Annotated in this window: 24 protein-coding genes, 3 pseudogenes and 1 riboswitch; of the genes and pseudogenes, 4 read left to right on the top strand and 23 right to left on the bottom strand. The window is 37.4% G+C overall.

What is annotated here, in order from left to right:
- Window positions 1-28 precede the first annotated feature (28 nt).
- The 13 genes from accC to ACFVT8_RS03385 all read right to left on the bottom strand — a co-directional run bounded on the left by accC (window position 29) and on the right by ACFVT8_RS03385 (window position 8,667).
- A complete protein-coding gene (gene accC / locus ACFVT8_RS03445; protein ID WP_387081947.1) occupies window positions 29-1,387 on the bottom strand; it encodes an acetyl-CoA carboxylase biotin carboxylase subunit in 1,359 nt (452 codons plus the stop codon).
- A gap of 13 nt (window positions 1,388-1,400) precedes the next feature.
- A complete protein-coding gene (gene accB, locus ACFVT8_RS03440) occupies window positions 1,401-1,901 on the bottom strand; it encodes an acetyl-CoA carboxylase biotin carboxyl carrier protein (RefSeq protein WP_387081948.1) in 501 nt (166 codons plus the stop codon).
- A gap of 201 nt (window positions 1,902-2,102) precedes the next feature.
- Entirely contained in the window at window positions 2,103-2,660 is a 558-nt protein-coding gene (locus tag ACFVT8_RS03435; protein ID WP_387081949.1) for a SpoIIIAH-like family protein, read from the bottom strand.
- Window positions 2,661-3,122: a hypothetical protein gene (locus ACFVT8_RS03430; RefSeq protein WP_387081950.1), complete on the bottom strand. Its 462-nt coding sequence runs from the start codon at window positions 3,120-3,122 to the stop codon at window positions 2,661-2,663.
- 22 nt (window positions 3,123-3,144) lie between these two features.
- Window positions 3,145-3,288, bottom strand: coding sequence for a hypothetical protein (locus tag ACFVT8_RS03425; protein WP_199777723.1), 144 nt, complete (start codon window positions 3,286-3,288; stop codon window positions 3,145-3,147).
- 1 nt (window position 3,289) lies between these two features.
- Window positions 3,290-4,201 carry a stage III sporulation protein AE gene (locus tag ACFVT8_RS03420; protein ID WP_387081951.1) on the bottom strand — a complete coding sequence of 304 codons (912 nt, stop codon included), beginning with the start codon at window positions 4,199-4,201 and terminating at the stop codon, window positions 3,290-3,292.
- Between the two features lie 12 nt (window positions 4,202-4,213).
- Window positions 4,214-4,591: a hypothetical protein gene (locus ACFVT8_RS03415; RefSeq protein ID WP_387081952.1), complete on the bottom strand. Its 378-nt coding sequence runs from the start codon at window positions 4,589-4,591 to the stop codon at window positions 4,214-4,216.
- A 5-nt stretch (window positions 4,592-4,596) separates the two neighbouring features.
- A complete protein-coding gene (locus ACFVT8_RS03410; protein WP_012295089.1) occupies window positions 4,597-4,806 on the bottom strand; it encodes a hypothetical protein in 210 nt (69 codons plus the stop codon).
- Between the two features lie 92 nt (window positions 4,807-4,898).
- Window positions 4,899-5,906: an NAD(P)H-dependent flavin oxidoreductase gene (locus tag ACFVT8_RS03405; RefSeq protein ID WP_387081953.1), complete on the bottom strand. Its 1,008-nt coding sequence runs from the start codon at window positions 5,904-5,906 to the stop codon at window positions 4,899-4,901.
- A gap of 201 nt (window positions 5,907-6,107) precedes the next feature.
- Window positions 6,108-6,665 (bottom strand): elongation factor P, encoded by a 558-nt coding sequence (gene efp / locus ACFVT8_RS03400; RefSeq protein WP_387081954.1) that lies wholly within the window; start codon window positions 6,663-6,665, stop codon window positions 6,108-6,110.
- Window positions 6,666-6,682: 17 nt separating this feature from the next.
- On the bottom strand, window positions 6,683-7,744 hold the full coding sequence (locus ACFVT8_RS03395; RefSeq protein WP_387081955.1) for a M24 family metallopeptidase: 1,062 nt from the start codon (window positions 7,742-7,744) through the stop codon (window positions 6,683-6,685).
- Between the two features lie 2 nt (window positions 7,745-7,746).
- A complete protein-coding gene (aroQ, locus tag ACFVT8_RS03390) occupies window positions 7,747-8,181 on the bottom strand; it encodes a type II 3-dehydroquinate dehydratase (RefSeq protein ID WP_323655051.1) in 435 nt (144 codons plus the stop codon).
- Between the two features lie 60 nt (window positions 8,182-8,241).
- Window positions 8,242-8,667, bottom strand: coding sequence for a hypothetical protein (locus tag ACFVT8_RS03385; RefSeq protein WP_387081956.1), 426 nt, complete (start codon window positions 8,665-8,667; stop codon window positions 8,242-8,244).
- Window positions 8,668-8,837: 170 nt separating this feature from the next.
- On the opposite strand from ACFVT8_RS03385, the gene ACFVT8_RS03380 reads away from it, so the two are divergent.
- Window positions 8,838-9,770 (top strand): DUF1385 domain-containing protein, encoded by a 933-nt coding sequence (locus tag ACFVT8_RS03380; protein WP_387081957.1) that lies wholly within the window; start codon window positions 8,838-8,840, stop codon window positions 9,768-9,770.
- 56 nt (window positions 9,771-9,826) lie between these two features.
- Here ACFVT8_RS03380 and ACFVT8_RS03375 read toward each other — a convergent pair whose 3' ends face one another.
- Complete coding sequence (locus ACFVT8_RS03375; protein ID WP_387081958.1) at window positions 9,827-10,732, bottom strand: NAD(P)H-dependent flavin oxidoreductase; 906 nt, start codon at window positions 10,730-10,732, stop codon at window positions 9,827-9,829.
- A gap of 831 nt (window positions 10,733-11,563) precedes the next feature.
- Here ACFVT8_RS03375 and ppsA point away from each other — a divergent pair.
- The gene (ppsA, locus tag ACFVT8_RS03370) at window positions 11,564-14,164 is read left to right on the top strand and encodes a phosphoenolpyruvate synthase (protein ID WP_387081959.1); all 2,601 of its coding nucleotides are present in this window, start codon (window positions 11,564-11,566) and stop codon (window positions 14,162-14,164) included.
- A gap of 234 nt (window positions 14,165-14,398) precedes the next feature.
- Here the strand turns inward: ppsA and ACFVT8_RS03365 are convergent, their stop codons facing one another.
- From ACFVT8_RS03365 to ACFVT8_RS03335, 7 genes and pseudogenes are all read right to left on the bottom strand, one after another.
- Window positions 14,399-15,064 carry a nucleoside hydrolase gene (locus tag ACFVT8_RS03365; RefSeq protein WP_387081960.1) on the bottom strand — a complete coding sequence of 222 codons (666 nt, stop codon included), beginning with the start codon at window positions 15,062-15,064 and terminating at the stop codon, window positions 14,399-14,401.
- On the bottom strand, window positions 15,040-15,354 hold the full coding sequence (locus ACFVT8_RS03360; RefSeq protein WP_387081961.1) for a nucleoside hydrolase: 315 nt from the start codon (window positions 15,352-15,354) through the stop codon (window positions 15,040-15,042). Before ACFVT8_RS03360 ends, ACFVT8_RS03365 begins: the two co-directional genes overlap by 25 nt.
- 333 nt (window positions 15,355-15,687) lie before the next feature.
- Window positions 15,688-16,815: pseudogene (locus ACFVT8_RS03355) on the bottom strand (hypothetical protein); the annotation flags it as partial.
- A gap of 61 nt (window positions 16,816-16,876) precedes the next feature.
- Entirely contained in the window at window positions 16,877-17,812 is a 936-nt protein-coding gene (locus tag ACFVT8_RS03350) for a PDDEXK family nuclease (RefSeq protein WP_387081962.1), read from the bottom strand.
- 198 nt (window positions 17,813-18,010) lie between these two features.
- Window positions 18,011-18,658 (bottom strand): annotated as a pseudogene (locus ACFVT8_RS03345) (vitamin B12-dependent ribonucleotide reductase); the annotation flags it as partial.
- Window positions 18,659-19,009: 351 nt separating this feature from the next.
- Window positions 19,010-19,801: pseudogene (locus tag ACFVT8_RS03340) on the bottom strand (ribonucleotide reductase N-terminal alpha domain-containing protein); the annotation flags it as partial.
- A 202-nt stretch (window positions 19,802-20,003) separates the two neighbouring features.
- Window positions 20,004-20,834 carry a lipoate--protein ligase family protein gene (locus tag ACFVT8_RS03335; RefSeq protein WP_387081963.1) on the bottom strand — a complete coding sequence of 277 codons (831 nt, stop codon included), beginning with the start codon at window positions 20,832-20,834 and terminating at the stop codon, window positions 20,004-20,006.
- A 335-nt stretch (window positions 20,835-21,169) separates the two neighbouring features.
- On the opposite strand from ACFVT8_RS03335, the gene ACFVT8_RS03330 reads away from it, so the two are divergent.
- Window positions 21,170-21,553, top strand: a complete 384-nt coding sequence (locus ACFVT8_RS03330; RefSeq protein WP_387082543.1) for a rhodanese-like domain-containing protein — start codon at window positions 21,170-21,172, stop codon at window positions 21,551-21,553.
- Window positions 21,554-22,293: 740 nt separating this feature from the next.
- A riboswitch (glycine riboswitch) is annotated at window positions 22,294-22,370 on the top strand.
- A gap of 163 nt (window positions 22,371-22,533) precedes the next feature.
- A complete protein-coding gene (locus ACFVT8_RS03325) occupies window positions 22,534-23,880 on the top strand; it encodes an amino acid permease (protein ID WP_387081964.1) in 1,347 nt (448 codons plus the stop codon).
- Between the two features lie 142 nt (window positions 23,881-24,022).
- On the opposite strand, the gene ACFVT8_RS03320 is transcribed toward ACFVT8_RS03325, so the two are convergent.
- Window positions 24,023-24,991, bottom strand: coding sequence for a glutaminase (locus ACFVT8_RS03320; protein ID WP_387081965.1), 969 nt, complete (start codon window positions 24,989-24,991; stop codon window positions 24,023-24,025).
- A 118-nt stretch (window positions 24,992-25,109) separates the two neighbouring features.
- A complete protein-coding gene (locus ACFVT8_RS03315; RefSeq protein WP_387081966.1) occupies window positions 25,110-26,525 on the bottom strand; it encodes a M20 family metallopeptidase in 1,416 nt (471 codons plus the stop codon).
- Window positions 26,526-26,535: the final 10 nt, after the last annotated feature.

Here is a 26,535-nt window from a genome sequence, read left to right as displayed (position 1 = left end):
ATTCTATTCCCCAAATCTGCATAAATAATTACTTGCTTGTCCCCAAAACATCATTCTCTTCAAGGAACTTCGTATTGAATTGAGCTGATTTGAAAACGTCATTGTTCATTAATGCTTGGTGGAATGGAATTGTTGTATTGATCCCAGGACCAGATACTTCAAATTCGCTAAGCGCACGATTCATTTTAGCAATCGCTTCTTCACGTGTATTGGCATGAACAATTAGTTTTGCAACCATTGAATCATAGTATGGTGGGATTGTGTAGCCAGCATATACAGCAGAGTCAATACGTACACCATAGCCACCTGGAGTTACATAAGTATCTACAGTACCAGCTGATGGCATGAAGTTTTTATAAGCATTTTCTGCGTTAATACGGCATTCGATTGCCCAACCATTTATTTTAATATCATCTTGGGTGAAAGGAAGTTTTTCACCAGATGCAATTTTTAATTGTTGTTGTACAAGATCCACACCAGAAATCATTTCAGTTACTGGGTGTTCTACTTGGATACGAGTATTCATTTCCATGAAGTAGAATTTATCTTCTTGATAGTCATAAATAAACTCAATTGTTCCAGCACCTTCATAGTTACATGCTTGTGCAGCTTTAACAGCAGCGGCACCCATTTCAGCACGACGCTCAGAAGATAGAGCTGGAGATGGAGCTTCCTCTACTAATTTCTGCATACGGCGTTGAACTGTACAGTCACGTTCACCTAAATGTACAACATTACCATAGCCATCCGCTAATACTTGGATTTCACAGTGACGGAAGTACTCGATGAATTTTTCTAAATATACGCCAGGGTTACCGAATGCTGCGGCAGCCTCTTTTTGCGTAATTTCAATGCCTTTTACAAGGTCTTCTTCTGTACGAGCTACACGGATACCCTTACCGCCACCACCAGCAGTTGCTTTGATGATCACTGGGTAACCAATTTTAGAAGCCCATTCTTTACCTGTTTCGATATCTGGAACAATACCAGTACCCGGAACAAGCGGAACGCCTGCCGCTTCCATTGTTGTACGTGCAACGTCTTTAATACCCATAATTTTAATAGAATCTGATGAAGGTCCAATGAACTTAATGCCTGCGTTTTCACAAGCTTCAGCGAAGTCTGCGTTTTCAGATACAAAACCGTAACCTGGGTGGATACCATCTGCACCAGTTTTTTCTGCTACGCTAAGTAAAGCCGGGAAGCTAAGGTATGAATCTTTTGATAGCTTTGGCCCGATACAATATGCTTCGTCTGCTAATTTCACATGTAATGCGTCTGCGTCTGCTTCTGAGTATACGGCAACAGATTGAATGCCTAACTCTTTACAAGCACGAATGATACGCACAGCGATTTCGCCGCGGTTTGCAATTAAAACTTTTTTCATGGTTGTGCACTCCTTACTCAGCTTTTACAAGGAATAATGGTTGACCGTATTCTACTAATTCACCGTCTTTAACAAGTACTTCAACGATTTCCCCTTGAACTTCTGCTTCTATTTCGTTGAATAGTTTCATAGCTTCTACGATACATACAATTGTTTCATTACCAACTTTGTCCCCCACTTTAACGTAAGCTGGTGAATCTGGATTTGGAGATTGATAAAAAGTCCCAACCATCGGAGATACAATTTTATGTAACGATGGGTCGTTATTTGTTGTTGATGTTGATGCAGCCGGTGCTTCTTCAACTTTTGCTGGTGCTGGAGTAGCTGGTGCTACAGGTTCAGACTGTTGTACAACAGGTGCAACAACTTCTTTTTTAGGTGCTACAGTTTCAGTAACAACAACACCATTCTTTTTTAATTTAACTTTTGCGCCATCTACTTCGTAAACGAACTCGTCAATTGAAGAAGAATCTACTAATTTGATAATTTCGCGAATTTCTTGAATTTTGAACATTTCTAACTCTCCTTATGAAATAAAATCTACTACAAACACTATTCTATATTTTTTTCGAACAATTTGAAATACTTTAATGCAAATTAAGTAAATATGAACAAAATAAAAGGCTTTCCTTTACTAAACGAAAGCCTTTTCATTATGCTGATATATAACAATAGTTGTTTAATATACAGAAAATTCATCTTTTTCTTTCTATTTTTAATAATTATTTGCGCTGAATTTTACTTGGACGTCATTTGCGCCTTCCATCTCTGTTTTTACCAAATAAATAATTTCATTTGCTTGAGCTTTTGATAGCTCCTCCGCCATAACAGTTACAGATACTTTATCACCGTCTGCTTTTACAAATGCATCGGAGTAGCCTGAAGATTTAATAAGCATTTCTAACATTGCTTCAGATGATTCTTGTTTTATAAGGTTATCCATCTCATTATAAGCTTCACTTTTTTGTTCTGCTGTATAATCTTTTGAACCAATCTTTTGAGTTAATTGTTGACGAAGTTGACTTCTTTCATCACTAACTTGCATGCGCATTTCTTCAAATAAATGACTTGGAGAAGATACTTCCTTCGTCTCTCCCTCTTTTGATGCTTGTTGATCTGTCACACCCGTTACCGCAGTTTGTTGTAATGAGTCATCTGTGAAAATAGTTAGTCCATTAAATTGTTTTGCTGGATCAACCAAATAATACACTGAAATAACCGCTACTAGACTTAATAATGTCATAAACCAAACTGTTCTTCTACGTACGCGCATTTACTTTTCCTCCTTATTTTCCATTGGAACGATAATAATTCGATGAATCGGTAATTGCATTACTTGACTAACGACTGCACGAATTTCATTTTTAACAAAGATGTCTGATGCTCCTTCTGAAACAATTAGCATCCCTGTTACTTCTTTCGTGCCTTGTTCAGTTCCTCGAAAATATTGACTGAATAGTTTATTGTCATCCTTTGCATCTGTCATATCTCCGTAATAAAAATAGACTTTAACCTCCCCAACACCTTTCATAGCCTTCAGTGTCTGCTCAAGTTTTTCTTCATTGGTCATCGATGTTACTTGCCCATTTGTTGTATTCGTTTGATACATTGGTAAAATGATGAAAATTCCCACGGAGGCAGCGATAAGCATTAAGACTATAAATGACGATGTTTTTTTTCGTTTCTTTTCCACATCACTTGTACATTGCCTCCTTTCATCTCTTCTCTTTTTCAAGTGTATGTACGCTTGTTTCCTCCTATGAATTGATAAATGGAATCTTTAATAGCAATTGCAAAAATACTAACGTAATAACAAGCTTTGTAAGTGAAATTATTTCTTTATCTTCTGTTAGAAACACAAATATCTGACAGATAAAGAGCATTGCCAATAAAAGAATCAATCTATCTCCCCCCAGCCATAACTTGCACAAAAACGATGAGGAATAAACAAGAAAACATAAATGAAAAAGCAATTAGAAATGATACAGCACATAAAGTAAATAGAGATTTACTAACATGATCAAGGAGTTTACAAATATCATCAAAGGCAATTGGTTCTAAAATAGCGGCTAACAATTTCAACGAATAGGCACTGACAACAAGCTGAACTGTTGGAATGAACGACACGGTAATAACCGCTATAAATGCAGAAATACTAGTAATGGAAGAGGTAAATTGTGTCATATGCTGGAACATTGAAAAACTATCTACTATAAAGGAACCAACAACCGGGATATTTTCCTCTATTAATTTTTTCACAGGCTCTGCAACAGCTGCGTTGACACTAAATACTGCCACACCACTCGCCGACATTAAAATGATGTAACAAATAACAGATGCAGAGACGATACTCATGATGGTAAAACGAATCAATTCAGCAATTCTCGTAAACGAAATTTCTTTAACAATGACACTGCAAACATCGAAAACAATTGAAAAAAGCACTCCTGGAATAAGCCATTTACTACTAATAATCGTTAAGACTTGTACAAAAAAAAGTAAAAAAGGCTGCCAAGAAGCAATCGCTGTAATACTGCTTGATAAAAGAAAGCTGGAAGTAAGAATGGGATAAAATGCAGTAAATATATGCGCAAGTCCCTGTGCTATTTCGTCGATTAAATTAAATGATTTCACAACGACAGGTCCGATTGTTGCAAGTACAATAAGAAAAAAAAGTATCCTTGTCCCTTTTTCAAATTCTGGTATTATCATATTGACAATCAAAATAATAATGACGTAGCCACACAAAATAAGCGTCATTTTCAGCAATAGAAAAAATGGATCAGTTAAAAACGAAAATATTTGCTCTAGCAATGTCTTCGCCCCTTAGTTTAGCCGTTGTAAAATGGCCGACACCTCCTGTAAAACAGCCAGAAATTCCTTAAACCAGTACAATAAAATAACAATCTTGACCCCATCATAGACAATATGCCCGAGCACTTTATAGTTTTGCTCTACAAGCAAAATAGACACCCATTGCCCTATATAAAAAAGGCTAGCACTTACCACAATTGCTTTTGCATAAGGCAAAAAAGCTAATGTCTCAAGCAATTGCTTGATAAATGGCAATAGGAGTGTCGAGAACAACATACCGAACAGCAAAAACGAAAACATTACACTAATAAGCGCATGGAGTGGCTTTATGACTTCTTTTATAAGCAATAATAAAAGCAGCATGACAACAGCTACAATGACTATTTCCATTTAAGCTACCCAGAAGAGGTCAGCCATTGAAAGAATGTAAGGATTTCATTGAAAAATAGACGTAAAAATCGCAGTAATTCCGCTGTCATATATAAGTAGGCAATGAAAAATAGGAAAAATGAAAATTCTTTCTTTCCTGTTTGATCAAAGAAGACATGAAGAAGCGCAACTACTAGTCCCACTCCCGCGACTCTTAATACGTCTTGTAATTCCATTCATACGCCCCCTCGTGTACAGCAATATATGTTGCTACCCTAAAAAAAAGACCTCTATACATACGTATAGAGATCTTAGTATTTTTATGAAATTAAAGTAGCTTTTCAATGATGTTTTTGACTGTGCCTGGTTGTTTCACTAAATAGCTATTTTCGCCCATCCACATTGATAAATATTCGGCTTTTCCCTGTTTTGCACTTTCTTTACGAATAGTTGTAGTTAGATCATTTTGCAATGGATAAGGTGCTACAACAGCATCCTTCATACGTTCCGTAAAACCATTCACCAAGCCTCTCGCTGGTTTACCAGAAAAAGCACGAGTAATCGTCGTCTGCTGTTCTTTTGATTGAAGCACGGCATTTTTATAGAGAGGTGTAATTTCACACTCATCAGCTACCAATAACGCTGTACCAATTTGAACCGCTTGTGCGCCTGCTGCTAGTGCTTTGTTAACATCTTCCTTTGCTACAATACCTCCTGCAGCAATAATCGGTATGGAAATTTGCCCTACTACTTGCTGAAGTAAATCATGCAAATCAATTAATTGCATTGGTTCAGTGAAGGAACCGCGATGACCACCAGCTTCCCCACCCTGAAGGACAACCGCTTGCATCCCTGCTTGTTCTACACGCTTTGCTTCCTCTAATGTAGTAGCTGTACCAATAACATAAACATTGTTGTCCTGTAAACGTTGTATGACGTCTGCTGAAGGAATGCCAAATGTAAAGGAACAAATGGCAACATTTTCATCAAGAACAGCTTGTACTTGTTCTTCAAATACTTCTTTAGACGTGACACTTTGTACAGGTGAAAGTCCAAGCTCATCATAAATTGGTTGTAAAGCCATTCGAGCTTTCTGAAGGACATCGATATCAATACGGGGCTCTTCCTGTACAAATAAATTAACAGCAAATGGCTTTTTCGTTAGCTTTTTAACTTCCTGAATAAAGTTTTTTGTTTGCTCTCCATCTAAATATCCCGCTCCAATCGAGCCTAAAATACCTTCCTCTGCACAGGCAGCCACAAATTTTGGCGTAGTTACACCAGCCATTGGTGCCTGTATCATTGGGTATGAAATATCAAAAGTTGTTTGTAGCATAGCATTCACTCCTTACTTTTATTGTAAACAACACTTCCAAATATGACCATACACCAAATGATAGATATACATTTTTATACTAGTAAAAAAGATTGCTATTTCTCTATCTATTGTCACAAAGTTGGATTGCTTTAGCTTTTTATGTATAAATAAAAAACCTACTCTTTCGTTAGAAGAGAGTAGGCTGTATGTCTTTATTCATTACGCACGAGATACGTAAGAAGCTTCTTCTGTATTGATGATTAACTTGTCACCTTGGTTTACGAAGAATGGCACTTGTACAATAAGACCTGTTTCAAGAGTTGCAGGTTTTGTACCACCAGAAGCTGTATCACCTTTGATACCTGGCTCTGTTTCTGTTACTTCTAGCTCAACAGTGTTTGGTAATTCAATACCTAGCATTTCACTTTGGTAAGATTGAATATGAACTTCCATGTTTTCTTTTAGGAATTTTAATTCATATTCAATTGCAGCTGAAGAAAGTTCAGTTTGCTCATATGATTCTAAGTCCATGAAAACATGCTCGTCACCTTGTGCATAAAGGTATTGCATTTTACGGTTATCAATTTGTGCTTTTTCAACTTTCTCACCAGCACGGAAAGTTTTTTCGTTTACTGAACCGTTACGTAGGTTACGTAATTTAGAACGCACGAACGCAGCACCTTTACCTGGTTTAACGTGTTGGAAATCTAACACGCGATATAATTGGCCATCTACAATAATTGTTAGACCTGTACGGAAATCGTTTACTGAAATCATTTGTGTTCCTCCATAGTTTATAAAATAATAAGTTCTTTTGACGAATGAGTTAGCAGTTCATTACCTGCCTCTGTGATTAAAATATCGTCCTCGATACGTACACCACCGATTCCTGGTAAATACACTCCTGGTTCAATCGTTACGGCCATACCTGGTTCTAGCACCGCTTCAGAACGCATCGATAAGCCAGGGCCTTCATGTACTTCAAGACCAATCCCGTGTCCTAATGAATGACCAAATGCCGCGCCATAGCCTTTTTCTGTTAAGTAGTTACGTGCAATCGCATCTGCTTGAATCCCTGTTAAGCCAGGACCAACCTTTTCAAGTGCTAAAAGCTGGGAAGCAAGTACTGCCTTGTACATATCCACTAATTTTTCAGACGGCTCGCCAACTGCCACAGTACGAGTAATATCCGAGATATAGCCATTGTACAGCGCTCCATAATCTAATGTGACAAAATCGCCTTTTTCAATCACTTTATTCGTTGCAACGCCATGTGGTAAAGCTGAGCGAAGACCCGACGCAACAATTATGTCAAACGAAGATTGAGTTGCTCCTTGTTTACGCATGAAAAATTCTAATTCATTCGAAACCTCAAGCTCTGTTTTACCTGGCTTGATGAAGTTTAAGATATGTGTATATGCGTGATCAGCAATTTCACACGCAACCTTAATAATATTAATCTCTTGTTGCGTCTTAATCAAGCGAATTTTTTCAATTAGCCCAGAAATCGGCACTAAATCTACTTGAATGTTATTTTTATATAACTCATATGTGCCATAGCTAACAGTATCTTTCTCAAAGCCCAGTAATTTGATACCCATGTTGTTTACTTGCGTTGCAATTTCTTCAATGATCGTCGCCTCATGCTTTACAATTCGGAAGCCCTGTACTTGCGCAGCAGCTTGCTCTGTATAACGAAAATCCGTGATAAACACAGCATCATTTTGAGACACAATTGCTACGCCTGCTGTCCCTGTAAAACCTGTCATATAACGACGGTTAAACTCGTTCGTAATTAAAATACCATCAATACTTTGTTCCTGAAGTGCCTTACGTAGCTTTTGTAATTTCAACATAATCAATTCTCCCTCTCGATAAATGTGCGTAGTGCCAGTTCATAGCCTTTCGTACCTAGTCCACTGATTTGACCAAGGCATGCCGGAGCGAGATAAGAATGATGACGGAAAGCCTCACGTTTATGGATATTTGAAATATGTACTTCTATAACCGGCACAGAAATTCCTGCAATTGCATCATGTAACGCAATGCTTGTATGGGTATATGCACCGGGATTAAAGATAATACCATCATATTTTTCGTCCTCTGCTTCATGTACCCAATCAACAAGTACCCCTTCATGATTAGATTGACGAAACTCGACAGTGGCACCTAAAGACGCCGCAAGATTCTGAACATTTTTTTTCACATCTTCTAATGTCTCATAACCATAAATATGTGGCTCTCGTTTCCCTAGTCGATTTAAGTTAGGTCCATTCAAACATAATAACTTCACGCATATTCGCCTCTTTCTATGTACTTGCCATTATTTTATCATACAAGACACATACAGCAACTAATTTCCTTTTTGTGCTGTGTGCTCTTTCTGATGAAAATTCGCAGTTTCAAGCAAGAATCGTAATAGGCAAATAACGATGACGATGAAAGGGATTGATAGTTTTTTAAAGGAAGAAGATTGTAAAGGCAAGTCAAGAACAATCCATTCTAAAGTGATCGACAAAAAAAGGCCGAGCAAGAAAGAAGATAGCACAGCTGGAATAATATAGACATATCTCAATGTAATAAATAATAAAAATCCAATAAAAAATAAGACTAGGATGAGAAAGCTCCATTGAAATAGTTTTGAACTACCTTCAAATATATCCCACTTCTTATAAAAACCTATTGGATTCCATTTTATGAGTTGAAAGTATTGAAGTCCCTTTAAACACAATGCTAAAACAAGTGCACTGACGAGTGATGTTATACTAGCTACTTTCAAGCAAAATCCTCCTAACTTGTACCACGGGTTTATTTTTAAACGTTAATCATTTCCTAAACTGTACGATTAGTGTAACCATATAGAAATTTTACTATGCGTAACTCTAGAGGTTTTTCACTAAATTTAGTACAATGGTACAGTTGAAATATATAAAGAGAGTGGTGTTAGCCTTGAGCAATTCACCTGTATACGGGGGACAAGCACAATTAGAGGGTGTAATGTTCGGAGGAAAGGAACATACGATTACCGCTATTCGCCGTAACGATGATTCCATTGATTATTATCATTTTAAAAAAGTTCAAAACCCTATTTTACAAAAGCTTAAAAAAATTCCATTGGTACGGGGCGTTGTAGCACTGATTGAATCAGCTGGTTTAGGCTCTCGCCATATGCAATTTTCAGGGGACCGTTACGACGTTACACCCGGCGAAGAAGAAGATCATAAAGAGGAAGGCTCGAGACTTCAAATGATCTTAGGAGTTGCAGTTGTAGGTATTCTTTCCTTTTTATTTGGTAAATTTGCCTTTACTTTAATTCCTGTATTTATTGCAGATTTTTTCTCTAAATGGATAGAGGGCAAAACCGGTCAAATTTTACTTGAAAGCGGCATAAAGCTATTTTTATTACTTACCTATTTATATTTTATCTCTTTAACTCCGCTAATTAAACGAGTATTCCAATATCATGGTGCAGAACATAAGGTTATTAATTGCTATGAAGCAGGTATGGACATAACAGTGGAAAATGTACAAGCACAATCACGCTTACACTATCGTTGCGGTAGTAGTTTTATGCTGTTCACTGTGTTTGTAGGCATGTTTTTATATTTCTTCGTGCCAACCGATCCACTATGGTTACGTATTTTGGACCGTATTCTATTAATTCCAGTTGTTCTTGGTATATCATTCGAAGTACTTCAAGCGACAAATGCATGCCGTAACATTCCCGTGTTACGCTTCCTTGGCTATCCAGGCTTATGGCTACAATTACTAACAACACGTGAGCCTAAAGATGAGCAAGTAGAAGTAGCCATCGCTTCATTCAATATGCTGCTTCAAGTTGAACAACAACCAGAAATCGCAGCTACTTTGAATCATGATTAAAAATTAAGGGGCAAGTCCATCTGATAACTAATCATTTTGGACTGCCCCTATTTTTATTACGGTTGTACAGACACTACATGTTGCTTTGCCTGCTCGTATTCCTCTTGCAATGTCATGAGTATTTCACGAACCGATTCTCGCTTGATAACATTTGTGATACCATGACCCGCTGACCAAATATCTCGCCACGCCTTGACATTCACGAGATGTGTTAAGTCAATGTCCTCTCTCGGCTTCAATGTTGCAGGATCAATGCCTTCCTTCAATAATGATGGAATTAACACATTCACATGGACACCGCTAAAGGCGTCGGTATATAAAATATCAGAGGTATCACTGTCAATCACCATATTTTTGTACTCCTCAGGTGCATTTCCTTCATCACAAGCTAAAAAACGAGTACCCATATAGGCATAGTCTACTCCCATTATTTGAGCAGCTAATACATCTGCACCGTTAGAGATGGAGCCAGATAAAATGATTGTCCCCGTAAAGAATTTCTTTACGGCAGATACAAAGCCAAATGGATTCAGTTGCCCGCCATGTCCACCAGCTCCTGCACAAACAAGGATTAGTCCGTCTACACCCGTTGCAGCAGACTTTTCTGCATGCTTGACGTTCGCAACATCTGCATAGACCTTACCTCCATAGCCATGCACAATGTCTAGTACTCTCTTTGGGTTTCCAAGTGAAGTAATGACAATTGGTGGCTGAAATTGTTCAATTAACTGTAAATCTTCCTCAAAACGTGTATTCGCTACAGGGTGACATATAAAGTTGACTGCCCATTGCTCAGTCGGTAGCGCCTTTTTTATTTCTTCTAGCCACTCAGCACATGTTGAAGCGGGTCTTGCATTTAATAATGGAAAAGAACCGATAGCCCCAGCTCTACTAGCTTCAATAACCATCTTAGGATTAGAAACTAAAAACATCGGTGCTACTATAATTGGTAAACTAGACATACACTCTCCCCCTTTATACTTAAATATTTCGAGAGATTGCCAGAAAATCCTACTAAAAAATTGAAATTTCCATTCTGCCCCACATCTTACGTTGCAACTGGGACCCATCTCCACTCTCAAAGGTGGGAGACTTCCAAAGCTTTTGTCTAATTGAAGATAAAAAAGTGCCTATCCATCTTTTTTTTGACGAGATAGATGTTGCTTTGAACTAAAGTTTGATCACAATATACCTCACAATCAGTATTTTACGATAAATAAAAAGAATCCATTTTGAAAAAAGATTCATTAAAACGGATTCTTATCCAGAAGATTTACATATCAATTTTTATTAAAAAGTTTGACCATTTTCTACCTGCGTCCTTCACAATCGCGCCCTTTAATAGATATCATATTATTTTTATTATGTAGTTTTGTTGAAGAACATTGCTTTAGCCAAATCAACATAAGCTTCCGTTTGTGGCGTTAATTCTTATAGCCAATTTTTAATGCAATTCGAACGCATCAATGTAAAAGAATAAATTAAGTGAAAAAAGATGGGAAATACCGTGAAAGAGTTAAAAAGTATCATAAGCATGAAGGGATTAAATATGCAGTGAGTCGGATTAAATCGGGTTTTTGATGTGATTAGCGGAAGAGGAAAATCAAGAAGCATACTGGTTATTTTTACCAAGTTCTTTAATATTGCACAAAAACAGACACGAAGATATAATTATATTACATTTGCTGTCTGTCGAATGCGCATAATTATCCTATTTTATATTTTAATTATATCGTACCGGTAAGCTCTTGTCAAATATTTTTTCTCAACAAAACGGTTAGGAGAGATGCAGAATGAGTTCTTTGGTTCTTGATTTTCAGGAAATGGATAAAACACAGCTTTTGCTCGTTGGTGGAAAAGGGTCAAATTTAGGGGAATTATCAAAAATCGAAGGAATAAAAGTACCAGAGGGATTTTGTGTTACAACAGCAGGTTATCAAAAAGCTATCGAAGAAAACGAAACGTTTCAAGTATTGTTGGACCAACTATTAATGCTAAAAGTAGAGGATCGAGATCGAATTGGTGAAATCAGCAGGAAGATTCGACAAATCATTATGGAAGTAGAAATTCCTTCCGACGTTATAAATGCAGTTGCTCACACACTCTCTCAGCTAGGTGATGACCATGCTTATGCAGTGCGTTCTAGTGCGACGGCTGAAGATTTACCACATGCCTCTTTTGCTGGTCAGCAAGACTCCTATTTAAATATCATCGGCAAAGAATCCATCTTGCAGCATATTCGCAAATGTTGGGCTTCCCTATTTACAGATCGCGCGGTAATCTACCGTATGCAAAATGGATTTGACCACAGTCAAGTTTATTTATCCGTTATCATACAACGGATGGTTTTCCCACAGGCATCCGGAATTTTATTTACCGCTGATCCGATAACTTCTAACCGAAAACTGCTATCAATCAATGCCAGTTTTGGACTCGGTGAAGCACTGGTCTCTGGCTTGGTCTCTGCCGATTGTTATAAAGTACAGGAAGATAAAATCATGGATAAAATGATAGCGGCCAAGAAATTAGCTATCTATGGCCTAAAAGAAGGAGGTACAGAGACACAACAGATCGATCCGAATCAGCAAAAAACACAAACACTTACCGATCAGCAAATTTTACAACTAGCACGGATTGGAAGACAGATCGAAGCTTATTTTGATTGCCCACAGGATATCGAATGGTGTTTGGTTGATGATACATTTTATATTGTCCAAAGTCGCCCAATCACGACTCTTTTCCCCATCCCTAAAGCGAATGATCAAGAAAACCACGTCTATATATCTGTCGGTCATCAACAAATGATGACCGATCCCATGAAACCAATGGGATTGTCTTTTTTCCTGTTAACGACTTCTGCGCCCATGCGTAAAGCTGGCGGAAGGTTGTTTGTTGATGTCACGCATCAACTGACTTCACCGGTCAATAGAAACAATTTATTAAATGCTATGGGACAACACGATCCACTCATGAAAGACGCACTTATGAACATCATTGAGCGTGGAGATTTTATAAAATCGATACCCAATGATAATAAAGTACCAAGTCCCAACAGAGGCAATACAGATAAGCTAGCACAAATCGAAAACAATCCAGAAATCGTTTCTGAATTGATTAAGCGTAATCAAACATCCATAGAAGAGTTAAAACAAAACATCCAAACGAAATCCGGAATAGATTTATTTGATTTTATTCAAGAAGATATTCAGGAATTAAAGAAATTTTTATTTGACCCACAAAGTTCAGCTGTATTTATGGCTGCTATAAATGCTTCAATATGGATCAACGAAAAAATGAACGAGTGGTTAGGTGAAAAAAACGTAGCAGACACGCTTTCTCAATCTGTACCAAATAACATTACTTCGGAAATGGGTCTAGCACTATTAGATGTCGCAGATGCAATCCGTCCTTATCCAGAAGTAATTGCATATTTACAACACGCAAAAGATGATAACTTTTTGGATGAACTAGTTAAGTGTTATGGTGGACAGGAAGCTAGAGAAGCTATCTATGTTTTTCTCAGCAAATACGGAATGCGATGTGCCGGAGAAATCGATATTACGAAAACTCGTTGGAGTGAAAAACCAATAACACTTGTCCCCATGATTCTTAACAATATCAAAAACATGCAGCCTAATGCCAGCACTCGGAAATTTGAACAAGGGCGACAGGAAGCTTTGAAAAAAGAACAAGAGTTATTAAAGCGATTGAAGCAAGTACCGGACGGTGAACAAAAAGCCATAGAAACAAAACGAATGATCGGCCTAATCCGGAATTTCATCGGTTATCGCGAATATCCAAAATACGGCATGATTAATCGCTACTTCGTTTATAAGCAGGCTTTACTGAAAGAAGCCGGACAACTCGTAAACGCCAACGTTATTCATGAAAAAGAAGATATATATTATCTCACTTTTGAAGAACTTCGCGAAATCGTACTCACAAATAAACTAGATTATCAGATCATCAGCAAACGAAAAGACGAGTACAAATTATATGAAAGACTTACTCCCCCACGCGTTATCACGTCTGACGGTGAAATCATTACAGGTGAATACAAACGAGAAAATCTCCCAACCAAAGCTATTGTAGGGCTCCCTGTTTCTTCTGGAGTTATAGAGGGGCGGGCTCGTGTCATCTTAAACATGGAAGATGCTGATATAGAAGAAGGAGATATATTAGTTACCTCCTTTACTGACCCTAGCTGGACACCATTGTTTGTATCCATAAAGGGTCTAGTTACCGAAGTAGGTGGACTGATGACCCATGGAGCAGTTATCGCGCGTGAATATGGCTTACCCGCAGTTGTTGGAGTGGAAAATGCCATTAAACTGATAAAAGACGGTCAACGAATTCGCGTACATGGAACAGAAGGATATATTGAAATATTGTAATAACTAACTACTTCAAATAAGAGCCTTTATCTTAATGGATGGCAATCGGCTTTGTGCTTAGGCCTAAGCCCCTCCCTCAAAGGGAGATACTTCTGTAGCTAATGTTGATTTTGACTAAAATTTGATCAGAAATATCCCCCAAACTCATGTTTTAAGTTAAACGATAAGAACCCGTTTTGAAAAAAAGATTGATCAAAACGGGTTAAGTTTTTGTGAAATACTGACCCCATAATGTTAACTTACCAATAGTTCTAATAGACGTTTCTTGAATAACTGATTGTCAATGGTCTTACAAACTTTTGCATTAGGAGTGTGCCCTGCAAATCCATCAGAAATGGCAAGTTTACTACCATCGTTTACTATCACTTGAACATAGGCAGCGGCTTCTGTAGTACACATATAGCAGTAACATAACTTGTCTTCAAGAACGATTTCATCCCATAATACAACACCCATTGCCACGGCATCTGGTAAATCAACAATATGTTCATTACTTCTTTGTAAATTATATTCAAGCAAAGAACGGTTACATTTAACAGAGAACACAGCTTCTTCTTTACCACTTAATAGTAATACATCCAAATCGTCCTTATTCAAAGCCGCTTCACCTAAACATACATCAAATCCAATGATGGTAGTAGGTATATCTGAGTTGAGCATAATACTATATGCCTCTGCATCTACATATACATTAAATTCAGCAACAGGTGTAGTGTTTCCAGGGCCAAAGCCAGAAGTACCCATTGTGTAAATATGCTTTACCTTTTTCATTGTCTCAGGTGCTTTTAAAATAGCAAGGGCAATATTTGTAACAGGACCAATGGTTACAATTTCGATTTCACCAGGGTTATTTTCAATAATTTCAAGAATAGCATCTACGGCATGCTTGGTTTCTGGCAAAAGAGAGTAGGATTTATTAAATTACAATCTCCCATTCCATCTTCACCATGAACATTAACAGCTGTAACTAAATCACGCATAAGTGGTTTGCCTGCTCCAACATAAAGAGGTGGCTTTTGACCATTAGCAACTTCGATAGTCATTAGTGCATTTTTTGTTGCCATTTCAACTGGGACATTGCCACAAACAGTTGTTATCGCTTCTACTTTAAGATTAGTTGATTTTAATGACATAATTAACGCTACAGCATCATCACTTCCAGTATCTGTGTCAATAATTAATCTCCTCATAACAAGACCTCCAATACTTATTTGCCCTGATTATATAACTCAATCTCAGTGCATAAATGAGGGCGTTATAAGTTATAAAGATAAAAAATTCTCTATAAATTCAATTGAAGAATTAGAAAAACACCTCAAAAATTTTTATTAAGATAAAATTATAGATCATATTTGTTTTCACTTGGCTATGGTAGACTCCCCTCGTTTATAGAGGCACCTCTAATATTTGTCATTCTTTTCTAGTTACACAAATTTAAACCTAAAAAAGGTCGACTTCCTGTACGTAAAGATAAAAAAGTGCCAATCCCGTCTTGTTGACGAGATCGACACTTTTCCATTATTTTATAGGCCACATTTTAACTGTGCAGCACAGTTTGTACATGTATTACAGCCACCGATTTCCTCTACAGTTCCTTTGCGACATACAGGGCAAGTATTCCCTACATCCGAACCTATAACTGTTGTCGATTCTAATGCTTGAATCGTATCTACTAATACAACTGGACGCTTCGTTGGCACTTCTACTAATTCTTCTTCAAATGAAAGTTGATCCATATCATTTTCTTCAGCTTTTAGTGTCAGTACTTGTGAATCACGGCTACCATCAACATAAACCGTACCACCTTTAGCGCCGCCTTTATATAAGCGCTCGTACACTTTTTCTACTTGTTGCACTGTATAACCTTTTGGAGCGTTTACAGTTTTTGAAATAGATGAATCAATCCATTTTTGGATGATACATTGTACATCAGCATGTGCTTCTGGTTTTAACTCCATCGCCGTAACGAACCATTCAGGAAGCTCATTCTCTTTTACTTCAGGATGACGTTCTAAATATTCTTGAACGATTTCTGCTTTTACCTCGATGAATTTACCTAGACGACCTGAGCGGTAATATGTGAACGAGAAGTATGGCTCAAGACCAGTTGCCACGCCAACCATCGTACCAGTAGAACCAGTTGGAGCTACTGTTAGTAAATGCGAGTTGCGAATACCAGTTGCTAAAATTTGCTCTTTAATATGTGCAGGCATTTTTTGCATAAAGCCTGTTTCAATAAATGCTTTACGTAAGCGTGCTGTCTCTTCCTCTGTTGCTCCTACAAGGAATGGGAAGCTACCGCGTTCTTTTGCAAGCTCTGTTGACGCTTCATAAGCAGTTTCAGCAATCGTTTTAAAGATTTCATCAACTAGCTCATTACCCGCTTCCGAGCCGTATTCTTTCTCACAATAAATTAGTAAGTCTGCTAAGCCCATTACACCTAAACCAACACGACGCTCTCCAAGAGCTTGTACACGGTTTTCCTCTAAGAAGTATGGTGTAGCATCAATAACATTATCTTGCATACGAACGCCAACACGAACTGTTTCACGTAGTGCTTCGTAATCAATTGTTTGATCTTCTTTATTCGCAAACTGCGCTAAGTTCACAGCTGCTAAGTTACACACAGAATATGGTGCAAGTGGTTGTTCCAAATATTGTTATCCTAAAGGCTTTTTATCCTTTAGTTCTTACAGTTCAATTCCTGTAAGTTCAGCATACATTTTCATTACACACTTTTTTCATAAACCTAAGTAGTTCTTTTCTTCCTCTATCTTCCCCAAAAATCGATTTTGAAATCACTCTAAAATCTTTAACCCCAAATTCTTGATAAATTCTTTCAATTAATGGTTGAAGAGATGATTTTATTTGATTATAAGGGGTTGCAATTATAATTTCTTTATTGTCGATCGCCCATCGAATTACTGACTGTTTAATTTCTCGATGAATCTTCGCTCGCTTATCAACATAAGTTTGTGTGGCAACTTGAATATTTGAATATCCAGCGCATGATTGAGTACAAAATAATTTTGATGAAGAAACAATCACTTCAAAGTTGCTTCCACAACTCTTACAGATTCTTTGTTCCCTAGGTTTCTTTTGCTTACCCTTTTGAGCCAGGCCAGATTTTCTTAAACCTTCAATCATTCTTGCTTTTGCTGGACTATTAGATTCCCACAATCTCTTTGTATGCTGTCCAATGATTTTTTTAGTTTGCTCATTATGTTGTTGATTAAAATGGCCGTTATACCTACCATAACTAGCTTTGTTTATTGTCGTATTTTTTGATTCTATCCACTCTGTTATCGTGGATGTTAACGAAAATGGTACAAGCTTATACATTTCGAGCAATTCTTCATAAGAAATTAATTCGCAATCAATATCATAAGTTGTTTCAATAACCTTTAAAGCTTCAAGAGCTTTTTCTTTCGCTGTAATATCGCGAGACTTAATTTCAACAATCTTTATAATATCACCGGTATCATTATAGAAGAAAAAATCAGGTTTATAAAATTTATATCCTATATTAAATACTTTATCTTCATAGCCCCAAGAAATTGAATGATAATCTAGAAACTTGGCGTATGCATACTCATATGAACTTCTTAAATAATATGATTTATAAAAACCTGCATAACCTCTGTTCATTTGATCACAGCCTTTCTTTAATTAGGCTAGTATTTATTATTGTGTAATGTTGCGGTCTCGTGCCCGGATTATAGTCTACTAGGTAGGATCACCGGGTATGCGTTGCCCCTGACTTAAGTTTTACCTTTAGCCTTCGGTTCGGATTAGCATCTCAGCCTTCCCGCTTTATCCCGCAATTTTTAACGTGAGGCGAAGTCCACCACACGGATTTGTTGCTACAACGCTTTGACCATAAGCTTTTGCGTTTGTCATGTCATTAGCGTTGTCGATGAAGAAAATACCTGGCTCTGCAGAATACGTTGCACAAACGTTGATTAAATTCCATAATTCCTTCGCTTTAATCGTACGGTATGTGCGTACTTTATAGCCCATTTTCTCCCATTCACGCACATCTCCAACTTTATGCCATTCACTGTTGTAAATAGCCATCTCTTCTTTTGTATATTCTTCAACAGCTGGGAAACGAAGCTCAAAGTCAGCGTCATTTTCTACAGCTTGCATAAATTCTTTTGTTAATGTTACAGAAATATTTGCACCTGTTAAAAACTCTGGATTGTGAACTGTATACGTACCGCCATCACGAAGTTTGTTTTCAGCTTCACGAATAATAGCCGTATCAAAACCGCCTAAGCCTTCGATACCTTTATAGTTAACAATACCTTGGTACATAGCTTCCTCTTGAGTTGAAAGAGGTTTAAAGTTTAATTTTTCTTTTGCTAGACGAATAATTGTTTTATCCGTTGTATTTTCGATTAGGTATCGTAGAATACGTGGATTTTGCATTTTCGAAATAATAAATTCCACGATATCAGGATGCCAATCTGCCAGCATAATCATTTGTGCTCCCATTTTTTGTTACAGAAAAATAGTGAATTTAATTTTTCTGGCATGGTCATTTCTGCCATACTCTTATGCTTTCACATAAGATCAGACTATATCATCAAAGAATACTGTTCTTTGTCTCGTGCCTCATAAGAGCGTCACCGCCTCATATGATTTACTTCTTTCATACTTTGACAAGCTTAGAAAGTTTCAATAGTCGTTGAACGTTCATCTACGTTTCCATAGATGCTTCGCTGCTGATTGCCCAATCTTTTCTTTTTTCAAGCATTCACGCCTAGCTTTGCAGCTTACGTTGTAGCAAAAAAAGCTCTAAGGGTGTTCCAGCAATTCACGAGATTACGTCGCCGAGTCTTAACGACGCGAGCCACCTTGTTCGACAAGATGAGTCAGTTTCGCAATATCATCTAACCATGATACAGAGCCTGATGATTTACCATTTACACCACGTGCTAAAGTGTTACGCGGACGCAATGTTGAACCATTTGTCCCTACACCACCACCGCGGCTCATAATTTCCATTACTTGCTTACGGTGATCACTTATTCCTTCACGTGAATCTGCTACAAATGGCATTACGTAACAGTTGAAGAACGTTACATCTGTTTCAGACCCTGCTCCGTAAATAACTCGTCCAGCTGGAATGAATTTTAATGAAACTAACTGCTCATAAAACTTCTCAAACCATTCTTGGCGTTTCTCTGGTGTTTTTTCAACAGCAGCAAGTCCTGTTGCATTTCGTTTTGCGATTTGTTCATAAAATATTTCAAGAGGCTTTTCTAGCACGTCAATTGAACGCGTAATCACACCCGTTTCTTGCTCTTTCGGATCATCTAAAGCACTACGGTAATCTTCCTCAATCAAAATTTCTGCTGTCTTCGTAGACATATCAAGCTTTTGAATTGTCCCTAAACCACGTGCAGGGAATTTTGGATCTGCCTTCACTGTTAATACGACGAAATCACCGGCTTTTAACGTTTTCTTCTCCGTATCCTTAAACGAGTAGCGATCGATCATCACAAGTCTTGATACACCTTTATGCTTAATGTGCATATCAGGCGTTACAGGATGCACCTGTGGAAATTGTTCAATATCTTTGTTTAACTGTTCAAATTTGTTTACTTCGGGTTGATGATTTGTGAGTACCATCGTTTTGCCTCCCTTATTTTCTGCCTTACAAATATAAATACACAATATCATGTGTTGTTAAACACTACATATTGTGTATGTTTCTTTAAAAAAGATACTATATATAGTTTTTTAATTCAACTCTTGCAATTTCGAATAGAATCCGAACCTCTTGTTATTACAAGGGTTGAACGATAAAAAAATATTTTTCTTATACCATTTTTTATTTTTTGAAGTTCCAATCATCACATGCATATTTTTTTTCTTCTAGTGCATGTACATATTCTAATTGCTCCTCAGAAAGTGTAAATGGTTTTAAATCAATTTGCAACGATTTTGCAAAACCATCATGAAAAGCTGTCACACATTGTTCAATAGTCACAGGTTCTTTAACAAGGCTATTGATAGCAACTGCTTTTTCTGGTAGCTTTCTACGCATACGTTCCTTCGCTTCTTCACTTGAAAAATTGAAAACAGACAATAATTTCTCCTGATCTAAATCAAGTAAAATCGCTCCGTGCTGTAAAATAACACCTTTTTGACGAGTTTGTGCACTACCCGCTACTTTTTTACCTTCTACAACAAGCTCATACCAGCTCGGTGCATCGAAGCAAACAGCACTTTTAGGTTTCTTTAAGTCTGCTTTCTTTTCCTCTGTATCAGGCACACTAAAATAAGCATCCATGCCTAGATTATGAAAACCTTGCAATATACCTTCACTTAATACTCTATATGCCTCTGTCACTGATTCAGGCATATTTGGATAGCTTTCTGAAACAATGACGCTATATGTTAACTCATATTCATGTAAAACGGCTCTACCACCTGTTGGTCGACGAACAAAGCCTAATCCTTGCTCTTGCACAGCCTCGAAATTAATATCTCTTTTTGCCTGCTGAAAATAGCCAATCGAAAGCGTTGCTGGCTCCCACTCATAAAAACGAATGACTGGTGGAATTAAACCTTCACTATGCCAATCAAGTAATGCTTCATCCAATGCCATATTAAAAGAAGGGCTACATTTCCCTGAATTTAGAAAATACCAAGTTGTCATATTTTCATCTCCTACAAATATTTAATTAAACTTTAGCGAAAGCGTACAAAATAAGTCACCTTATATGGCATTCATTTTAACAAATGTCATCCTACCCTTGGTGAAAAATAATGCATTTCAAAATTTTGACACTCTGCTTTTAGTTCTATTCTTTTTTTAAAAGTATCCTCCACCCTAATCCAAGAAAATAGTGGAAAGATTCTGTGACAGTACACGAATAAAATAAAGATAGATTAATTCTAGCCACAATCTAATTAATTTTATCAAACTCATTGGACTATCGCTAGCGCATCTTTTATAATAATAAAGAAGATAGAAAGGGGTAAGAAATTTTGTTGAACATACTTATCACAATCGGTGTTATTTTAGTAGTTGTAATTGCATATATCGGCATCAATGCCCTACGACTAAAAAAAGCCGTAACAAACCTAACACAAGAACAATTTATTGAAGGTTATCGTAAAGCACAGCTTATCGACGTACGTGAGCAAAAAGAATTTGATGCTGGTCATATCCTTGGCGCACGCAATGTTCCTTCAACTGCTCTACGTCAACGTCACAAAGAAATTCGCCCAGATTTACCAGTATATTTATACTGTCAAAATACAGGCCGTAGCTCACGTGCTGCTCTATTTCTTAAAAAACGTGGCTACAACCAAATTTACCAACTTCAAGGCGGCTTCCGTACTTGGACAGGTAAAATAAAGTCCAAAAAATAAATTTAAAAAATCGATAAGACATTAGTGACAAATATAAATAAATCTACTCATGGAAACAAAGTAAATTTATTTATATTTACCTATATCACTCTGTTTTAAACAAAAAGAAACCATCTCAAAAGTCTATGAGATGGTTTACTTTTTGCGAAAAATTCTGAGTTTCTACTATATTATATATATTGTTTAACGTCTGACAAGTTCGAATAAGGTAAAGCAACGTAAATCATAAACCTTTCTTATCACATTCCCATCATCAAAACATGTGGTTGATTTCCGTTCCGACTGAGCGCTTTCCTAGGGGCGTCCGATGAGCCGCTTCACTCGCGTTGCTCGCTCCATGGTCTCGGGCCAACACGATGTTGGTCACGAAGGCGTTATCACAGGATGTGATGGTTTTAGCCTTTGTTCCTCTATATCGCTAATCCCCAAGGAGTCGCTCAGTCTCCACTGCAATCAACTTATACAAAAGATCGTACATTTTAAAAAATGTCATTCATAATTTTCAGAGATACGCCACTTTAAACCGCGAATTAAATATTTCCCTTAAATTATCATATGTCTAAAAATACTATTTTTCGTTAAATATTTACCTAGACGAACTCCAATCTTCTTTTTTTCTGAAAATAACTGAAATTTACTCTTGAATAATTAAGCAGGCACTGATAGGATGTATAATATCTTAAAATAATGTCATAAAGACATACAATACAAGCTATGAATGCTATGGATAAAACTATAGCAGGAGCAGTTCTGGAGAGAGCGCATTTTGCGTCGCCGAAGGGTTCACTATCTCAGGCAAAAGGACAGAGGAGTAATATCAACTTTCAACATGAAAGCTATACCACACGAATGTTTTCTTTTTTTACATATAACATCCGATATGGGTATTTGTTATTCTGTCGTTTACGAGACTAGTGTCACTACTAGTCTCTTTTTTATTTTCCAGTCATAGTTTTTACGAATCTTTGAGGGGGATCAACGTGGAACAACAACAATTAAAACGTGATTTAAAAAATCGCCATGTGCAGCTCATTGCGATTGGCGGAACAATAGGTACTGGCTTATTTTTAGGATCAGGCAAAGCCATTGCTTTAGCGGGACCTTCCATCATCTTTGCCTATCTCATTGTCGGAACAGCCTTATTTTTTGTTATGAGGGCATTAGGTGAACTATTATTATCGAATGCAGGCTATACATCATTTACTGATTTCGCATCTGAATACATAGGACCTTGGGCAGGTTACATCACTGGCTGGACATACTGGTTCTGTTGGATCATGACCGCTATGGCAGATATTATTGCTGTCGGCGTTTATACACATTATTGGTTTGATATACCACAGTGGGTGCCTGCAATTGGCTGTTTAGTACTGTTATTAATTTTGAATTTATTAACTGTAAAACTATTTGGCGAACTAGAATTTTGGTTTGCCCTTATAAAAGTCATCACCATTGTGGCGCTGATTGTTATTGGCCTAATCATGTTATTTACAGGCTTTCAAACAAGCTCTGGCACAGTGACAGTTGAAAATCTTTGGGCACATGGTGGGTTATTCCCGAACGGCTTATATGGTTTCCTAATGGCATTCCAAATGGTTGTTTTCGCCTTTGTTGGCGTCGAATTAGTAGGGGTGTCTGCAGCAGAAACGGCCAATCCTAAAAAAAATATTCCGTCTGCCATCAATAAAATCCCATTACGTATTTTATTATTCTACGTGGGAGCGTTATTTGTTATTTTATGCATTAATCCTTGGTATGAAATGTCTGCTTCAAGTAGCCCATTTGTACAAGTATTTACACTAGCTGGTATTCCAATTGCTGCGGGTATTATTAATTTTGTCGTACTTACATCTGCTGCTTCGGCTGGTAATAGTGGACTATTCTCTACTAGCCGCATGCTTTTTAACCTTGGAAACAACAAGCAAGCTTCGCCAAAGTTTGCAAAACTAAATAAAAACAGTGTCCCAAGTAACGCACTAGTTGTTTCTGCAATTGTAGTTTCTGCCGGTGCATTACTAAGTAAATTAATGCCTGAAAACGCCTTTAGTGTTGTTACAACGATTAGTGCTATTTGCTTTATATGGGTGTGGAGTATTATATTAATCTCACATATCATTTATAAACGTAAAAATCGCGCCCTTCACGAAGCATCGATTTTCAAGGCACCTTTTACTCCGTTCGTGAATTATTTAGTACTTGCTTTCTTTGCATTTCTATTAGTAGTGATGTTCATTTCAGAGGCAACACGCACTGCATTACTTTTAACACCAATTTGGTTTATTATTCTATTGATTATTTATATGAAAAGAAAGAAAGCCCTACGCTAAGATGATTTGTCCTGGATAGAAACACTTTAAAGAAAGTGAATCTATTCAGGACTTTTTATTGCAAATAAACGGTATAATCAAGTGCAAAACATAATCGCAAAAAAGATGACTCCATATACTGAAGTCATCTTCCATTGATTGATTAAAAAATATTCATATTCCACTCGGTAGCAATATGCTTTAGTAAATTCACTCCGGCTACACTGTTCCCAATATCATCAATAGCTGGTCCATAAATGCCTATACCGCAGCCAGCAGGAAAAGGTGAGTCTAAGCCTGCGTGACTTGGCACAGCCGCTAAAATTGCTCCAGAGACACCACTTTTAGCAGGTAAACCGATAAATGCAGCAAATTTACCAGAAGCATTATACATTCCGCAAGTAACCATCAATGCCTTCGCTAATTTCGCTACTTGTTTAGGAAATATTTGTGTTTTTAATAAAGGATGATAGCCATCATTAGCAATTACTAAACCAATCATCGCCAAATCCGAAACATTTACTTCAATAGCACATTGTTTTAAATAAACCTCTAATGCTTCTTCTACAGGACAATCTAAAAAGCCAGAATCCATTAAATAATAAGCTAATGAACGGTTTCGATTGGCAGTTTGCCACTCAGATTGAAAAACCTCTTCGTTAACCTTTAATTCCTTGCCAACAATTTGTTCTAAAAATTGAAGGATTTTTGAAACCTTCTCTTGCGGAGAATTTCCGTCAAGCATAGAGGATACTGTAATCGCCCCTGCATTAATCATTGGATTAAAAGGTTTTCCAGGTTGATGGCTTTCTAGACGAATAATGGAATTGAAGGTGTCACCTGTAGGTTCAACATCTACTCGTTCTAAAACATAAGGTAATCCCCGTTCCATACACGCTAAAATAAATGTAACAACTTTTGAAACACTTTGTAGCGTAAATAGTTCAGTTGTCTCTCCGGCTTTCATTTCGTCATTATTAGTACCGATAATCGAAATCGCTAATTGATTTGGATTTTTTTCCGCTAAAGCGGGAATATAGCTTGCACATTTCCCCTCTTTAGCATATGGAATAAACTGTTTCACCCATTCTGCCGCAAGGTGATTATTATGATTGATATGTTCTATCGGCATTTTGTGATCTCCTTTCAAAAAAAGCATTTTTACGCCATAACTACTCTTTAAAATTAATAATAGGCAAAAACAGAGTCTCCATAGTTTACCCTATGAAGACTCTATATGGAATAACTTTTTACAATTTGGGAGGCTTAGTACCTTCTGGAATTAACGAAACATAAGCTTCCCCATCTAAACGTTCCTTCCATTCTTTTTTAGCTTCTTCAATAAGTGCTGGATTGTCAATTAGATCCATAGCAGTGCAAGCCATAATTTTTGCTGCCTGTAGCATCCCTTTATGTGCTATTGGCATAACACCTTGTGATACAACTTGCCAAGTATGAAGTGGTGTACCTACTGCCATACATACCGTTGTACATTGAACAGTTGGGACATTCCAGCTCACATCCCCAACGTCCGTTGATCCACCCAATATAAATTCAGGTAGAACACTTGGGATGTGGTTAGCAATAACTTTCCCTTGTAACTGCTCGACATCTTCTTTTTTTAGACCAAATAACGATGATGCCTGAATTTCAGGAGTAAATGTATTAAATATAGCTTGGGCATGCTGCTCATCTTCTATTGTATAAGTTGGCATTCCTAAATCAATTATTTGTTTTTGCATCGCATCATACAGTGTTTTATTTGGAATAAGATTTGATGCAGCTCCCTCAAAGGCGATCTCTAACGATGTTTCAGTCATTAACGTTGCGCCTTTAGCAATATTTTTAACACGTTGATAAATCTCTTGTACTTGATGTTTTTTAGGCGCTCTAACTAAGTATGTCACCTCTGCATATGGTTGAACAACATTTGGAGATGTTCCTCCTGTATTTGTAACCGCATAATGTACGCGCGCTTCTGGAATGATGTGCTCACGTAAATAGTTTACCCCAACATTCATGAGTTCAACTGCATCTAATGCACTTCGTCCTAGATGTGGTGCAGCTGCTGCATGTGCACTTTTCCCTGTAAACTTAAAAGTAGCCGCATAGTTTGCCAGAGAGGTGCAAGTCATAACAGATGTAAAAGTACCAGGATGCCAAGATATTGCGATATCGACATCATCAAAAATACCAGCCTTCGCCATATAAGCTTTACCTGAACCATTTTCCTCTGCAGGACAACCGTAGAAGCGAATTGTGGCTGATTGATTATTTTGTTCTAAGTAATCTTTAACCGCAACAGCCGCCGCAAACGCTCCTGTCCCTAATAAGTTATGACCACAACCATGACCACTTCCTCCGTCCTCTAATGGCTCATGATGAGTAGCCCCACCTTTTTGACTTAAACCAGGAAGTGCATCATATTCACCGAGAAATGCAATAACAGGATTTCCAGAACCATACGTTCCAACTAGCGCTGTATCAAGCCCTGCAATTCCAAGTTCTGTTGCAAAGCCCTCTTGTTCTAAAGCTGCCTTCATATATTGAACAGATTTCTTTTCTTGAAAGTGAAGTTCAGGTACTGCCCAAATGGCATTACTTAATTGAATGCTAGCATCTCTTTTTAACTCGACTAACGAAGAAATTTTTTCATGTAAACTCATATTTTTTACC

It is taken from the genome of Lysinibacillus sp. NPDC058147 (assembly GCF_042884205.1).
Classification (GTDB): Bacteria; Bacillota; Bacilli; order Bacillales_A; family Planococcaceae; genus Lysinibacillus.
Note: the sequence above shows the minus strand (reverse complement) of the source record. Positions and strands in the feature narration are given on the sequence as shown.

Bases quoted from the DNA above. Each gene is read 5' to 3' on its own strand.
- accC (WP_387081947.1), bottom strand. From the start codon at position 1,387: ATGAAAAAAGTTTTAATTGCAAACCGCGGCGAAATCGCTGTGCGTATC.
- accB (WP_387081948.1), bottom strand. From the start codon at position 1,901: ATGTTCAAAATTCAAGAAATTCGCGAAATTATCAAATTAGTAGATTCT.
- ACFVT8_RS03435 (WP_387081949.1), bottom strand. From the start codon at position 2,660: ATGCGCGTACGTAGAAGAACAGTTTGGTTTATGACATTATTAAGTCTA.
- ACFVT8_RS03415 (WP_387081952.1), bottom strand. From the start codon at position 4,591: ATGGAAATAGTCATTGTAGCTGTTGTCATGCTGCTTTTATTATTGCTT.
- ACFVT8_RS03410 (WP_012295089.1), bottom strand. From the start codon at position 4,806: ATGGAATTACAAGACGTATTAAGAGTCGCGGGAGTGGGACTAGTAGTT.
- ACFVT8_RS03405 (WP_387081953.1), bottom strand. From the start codon at position 5,906: ATGCTACAAACAACTTTTGATATTTCATACCCAATGATACAGGCACCA.
- efp (WP_387081954.1), bottom strand. From the start codon at position 6,665: ATGATTTCAGTAAACGATTTCCGTACAGGTCTAACAATTATTGTAGAT.
- ACFVT8_RS03395 (WP_387081955.1), bottom strand. From the start codon at position 7,744: ATGTTGAAATTACAAAAGCTACGTAAGGCACTTCAGGAACAAAGTATT.
- ACFVT8_RS03375 (WP_387081958.1), bottom strand. From the start codon at position 10,732: ATGTCTAGTTTACCAATTATAGTAGCACCGATGTTTTTAGTTTCTAAT.
- ppsA (WP_387081959.1), top strand. From the start codon at position 11,564: ATGAGTTCTTTGGTTCTTGATTTTCAGGAAATGGATAAAACACAGCTT.
- ACFVT8_RS03360 (WP_387081961.1), bottom strand. From the start codon at position 15,354: ATGAGGAGATTAATTATTGACACAGATACTGGAAGTGATGATGCTGTA.
- ACFVT8_RS03350 (WP_387081962.1), bottom strand. From the start codon at position 17,812: ATGAACAGAGGTTATGCAGGTTTTTATAAATCATATTATTTAAGAAGT.
- ACFVT8_RS03335 (WP_387081963.1), bottom strand. From the start codon at position 20,834: ATGACAACTTGGTATTTTCTAAATTCAGGGAAATGTAGCCCTTCTTTT.
- ACFVT8_RS03320 (WP_387081965.1), bottom strand. From the start codon at position 24,991: ATGCCGATAGAACATATCAATCATAATAATCACCTTGCGGCAGAATGG.
- ACFVT8_RS03315 (WP_387081966.1), bottom strand. From the start codon at position 26,525: ATGAGTTTACATGAAAAAATTTCTTCGTTAGTCGAGTTAAAAAGAGAT.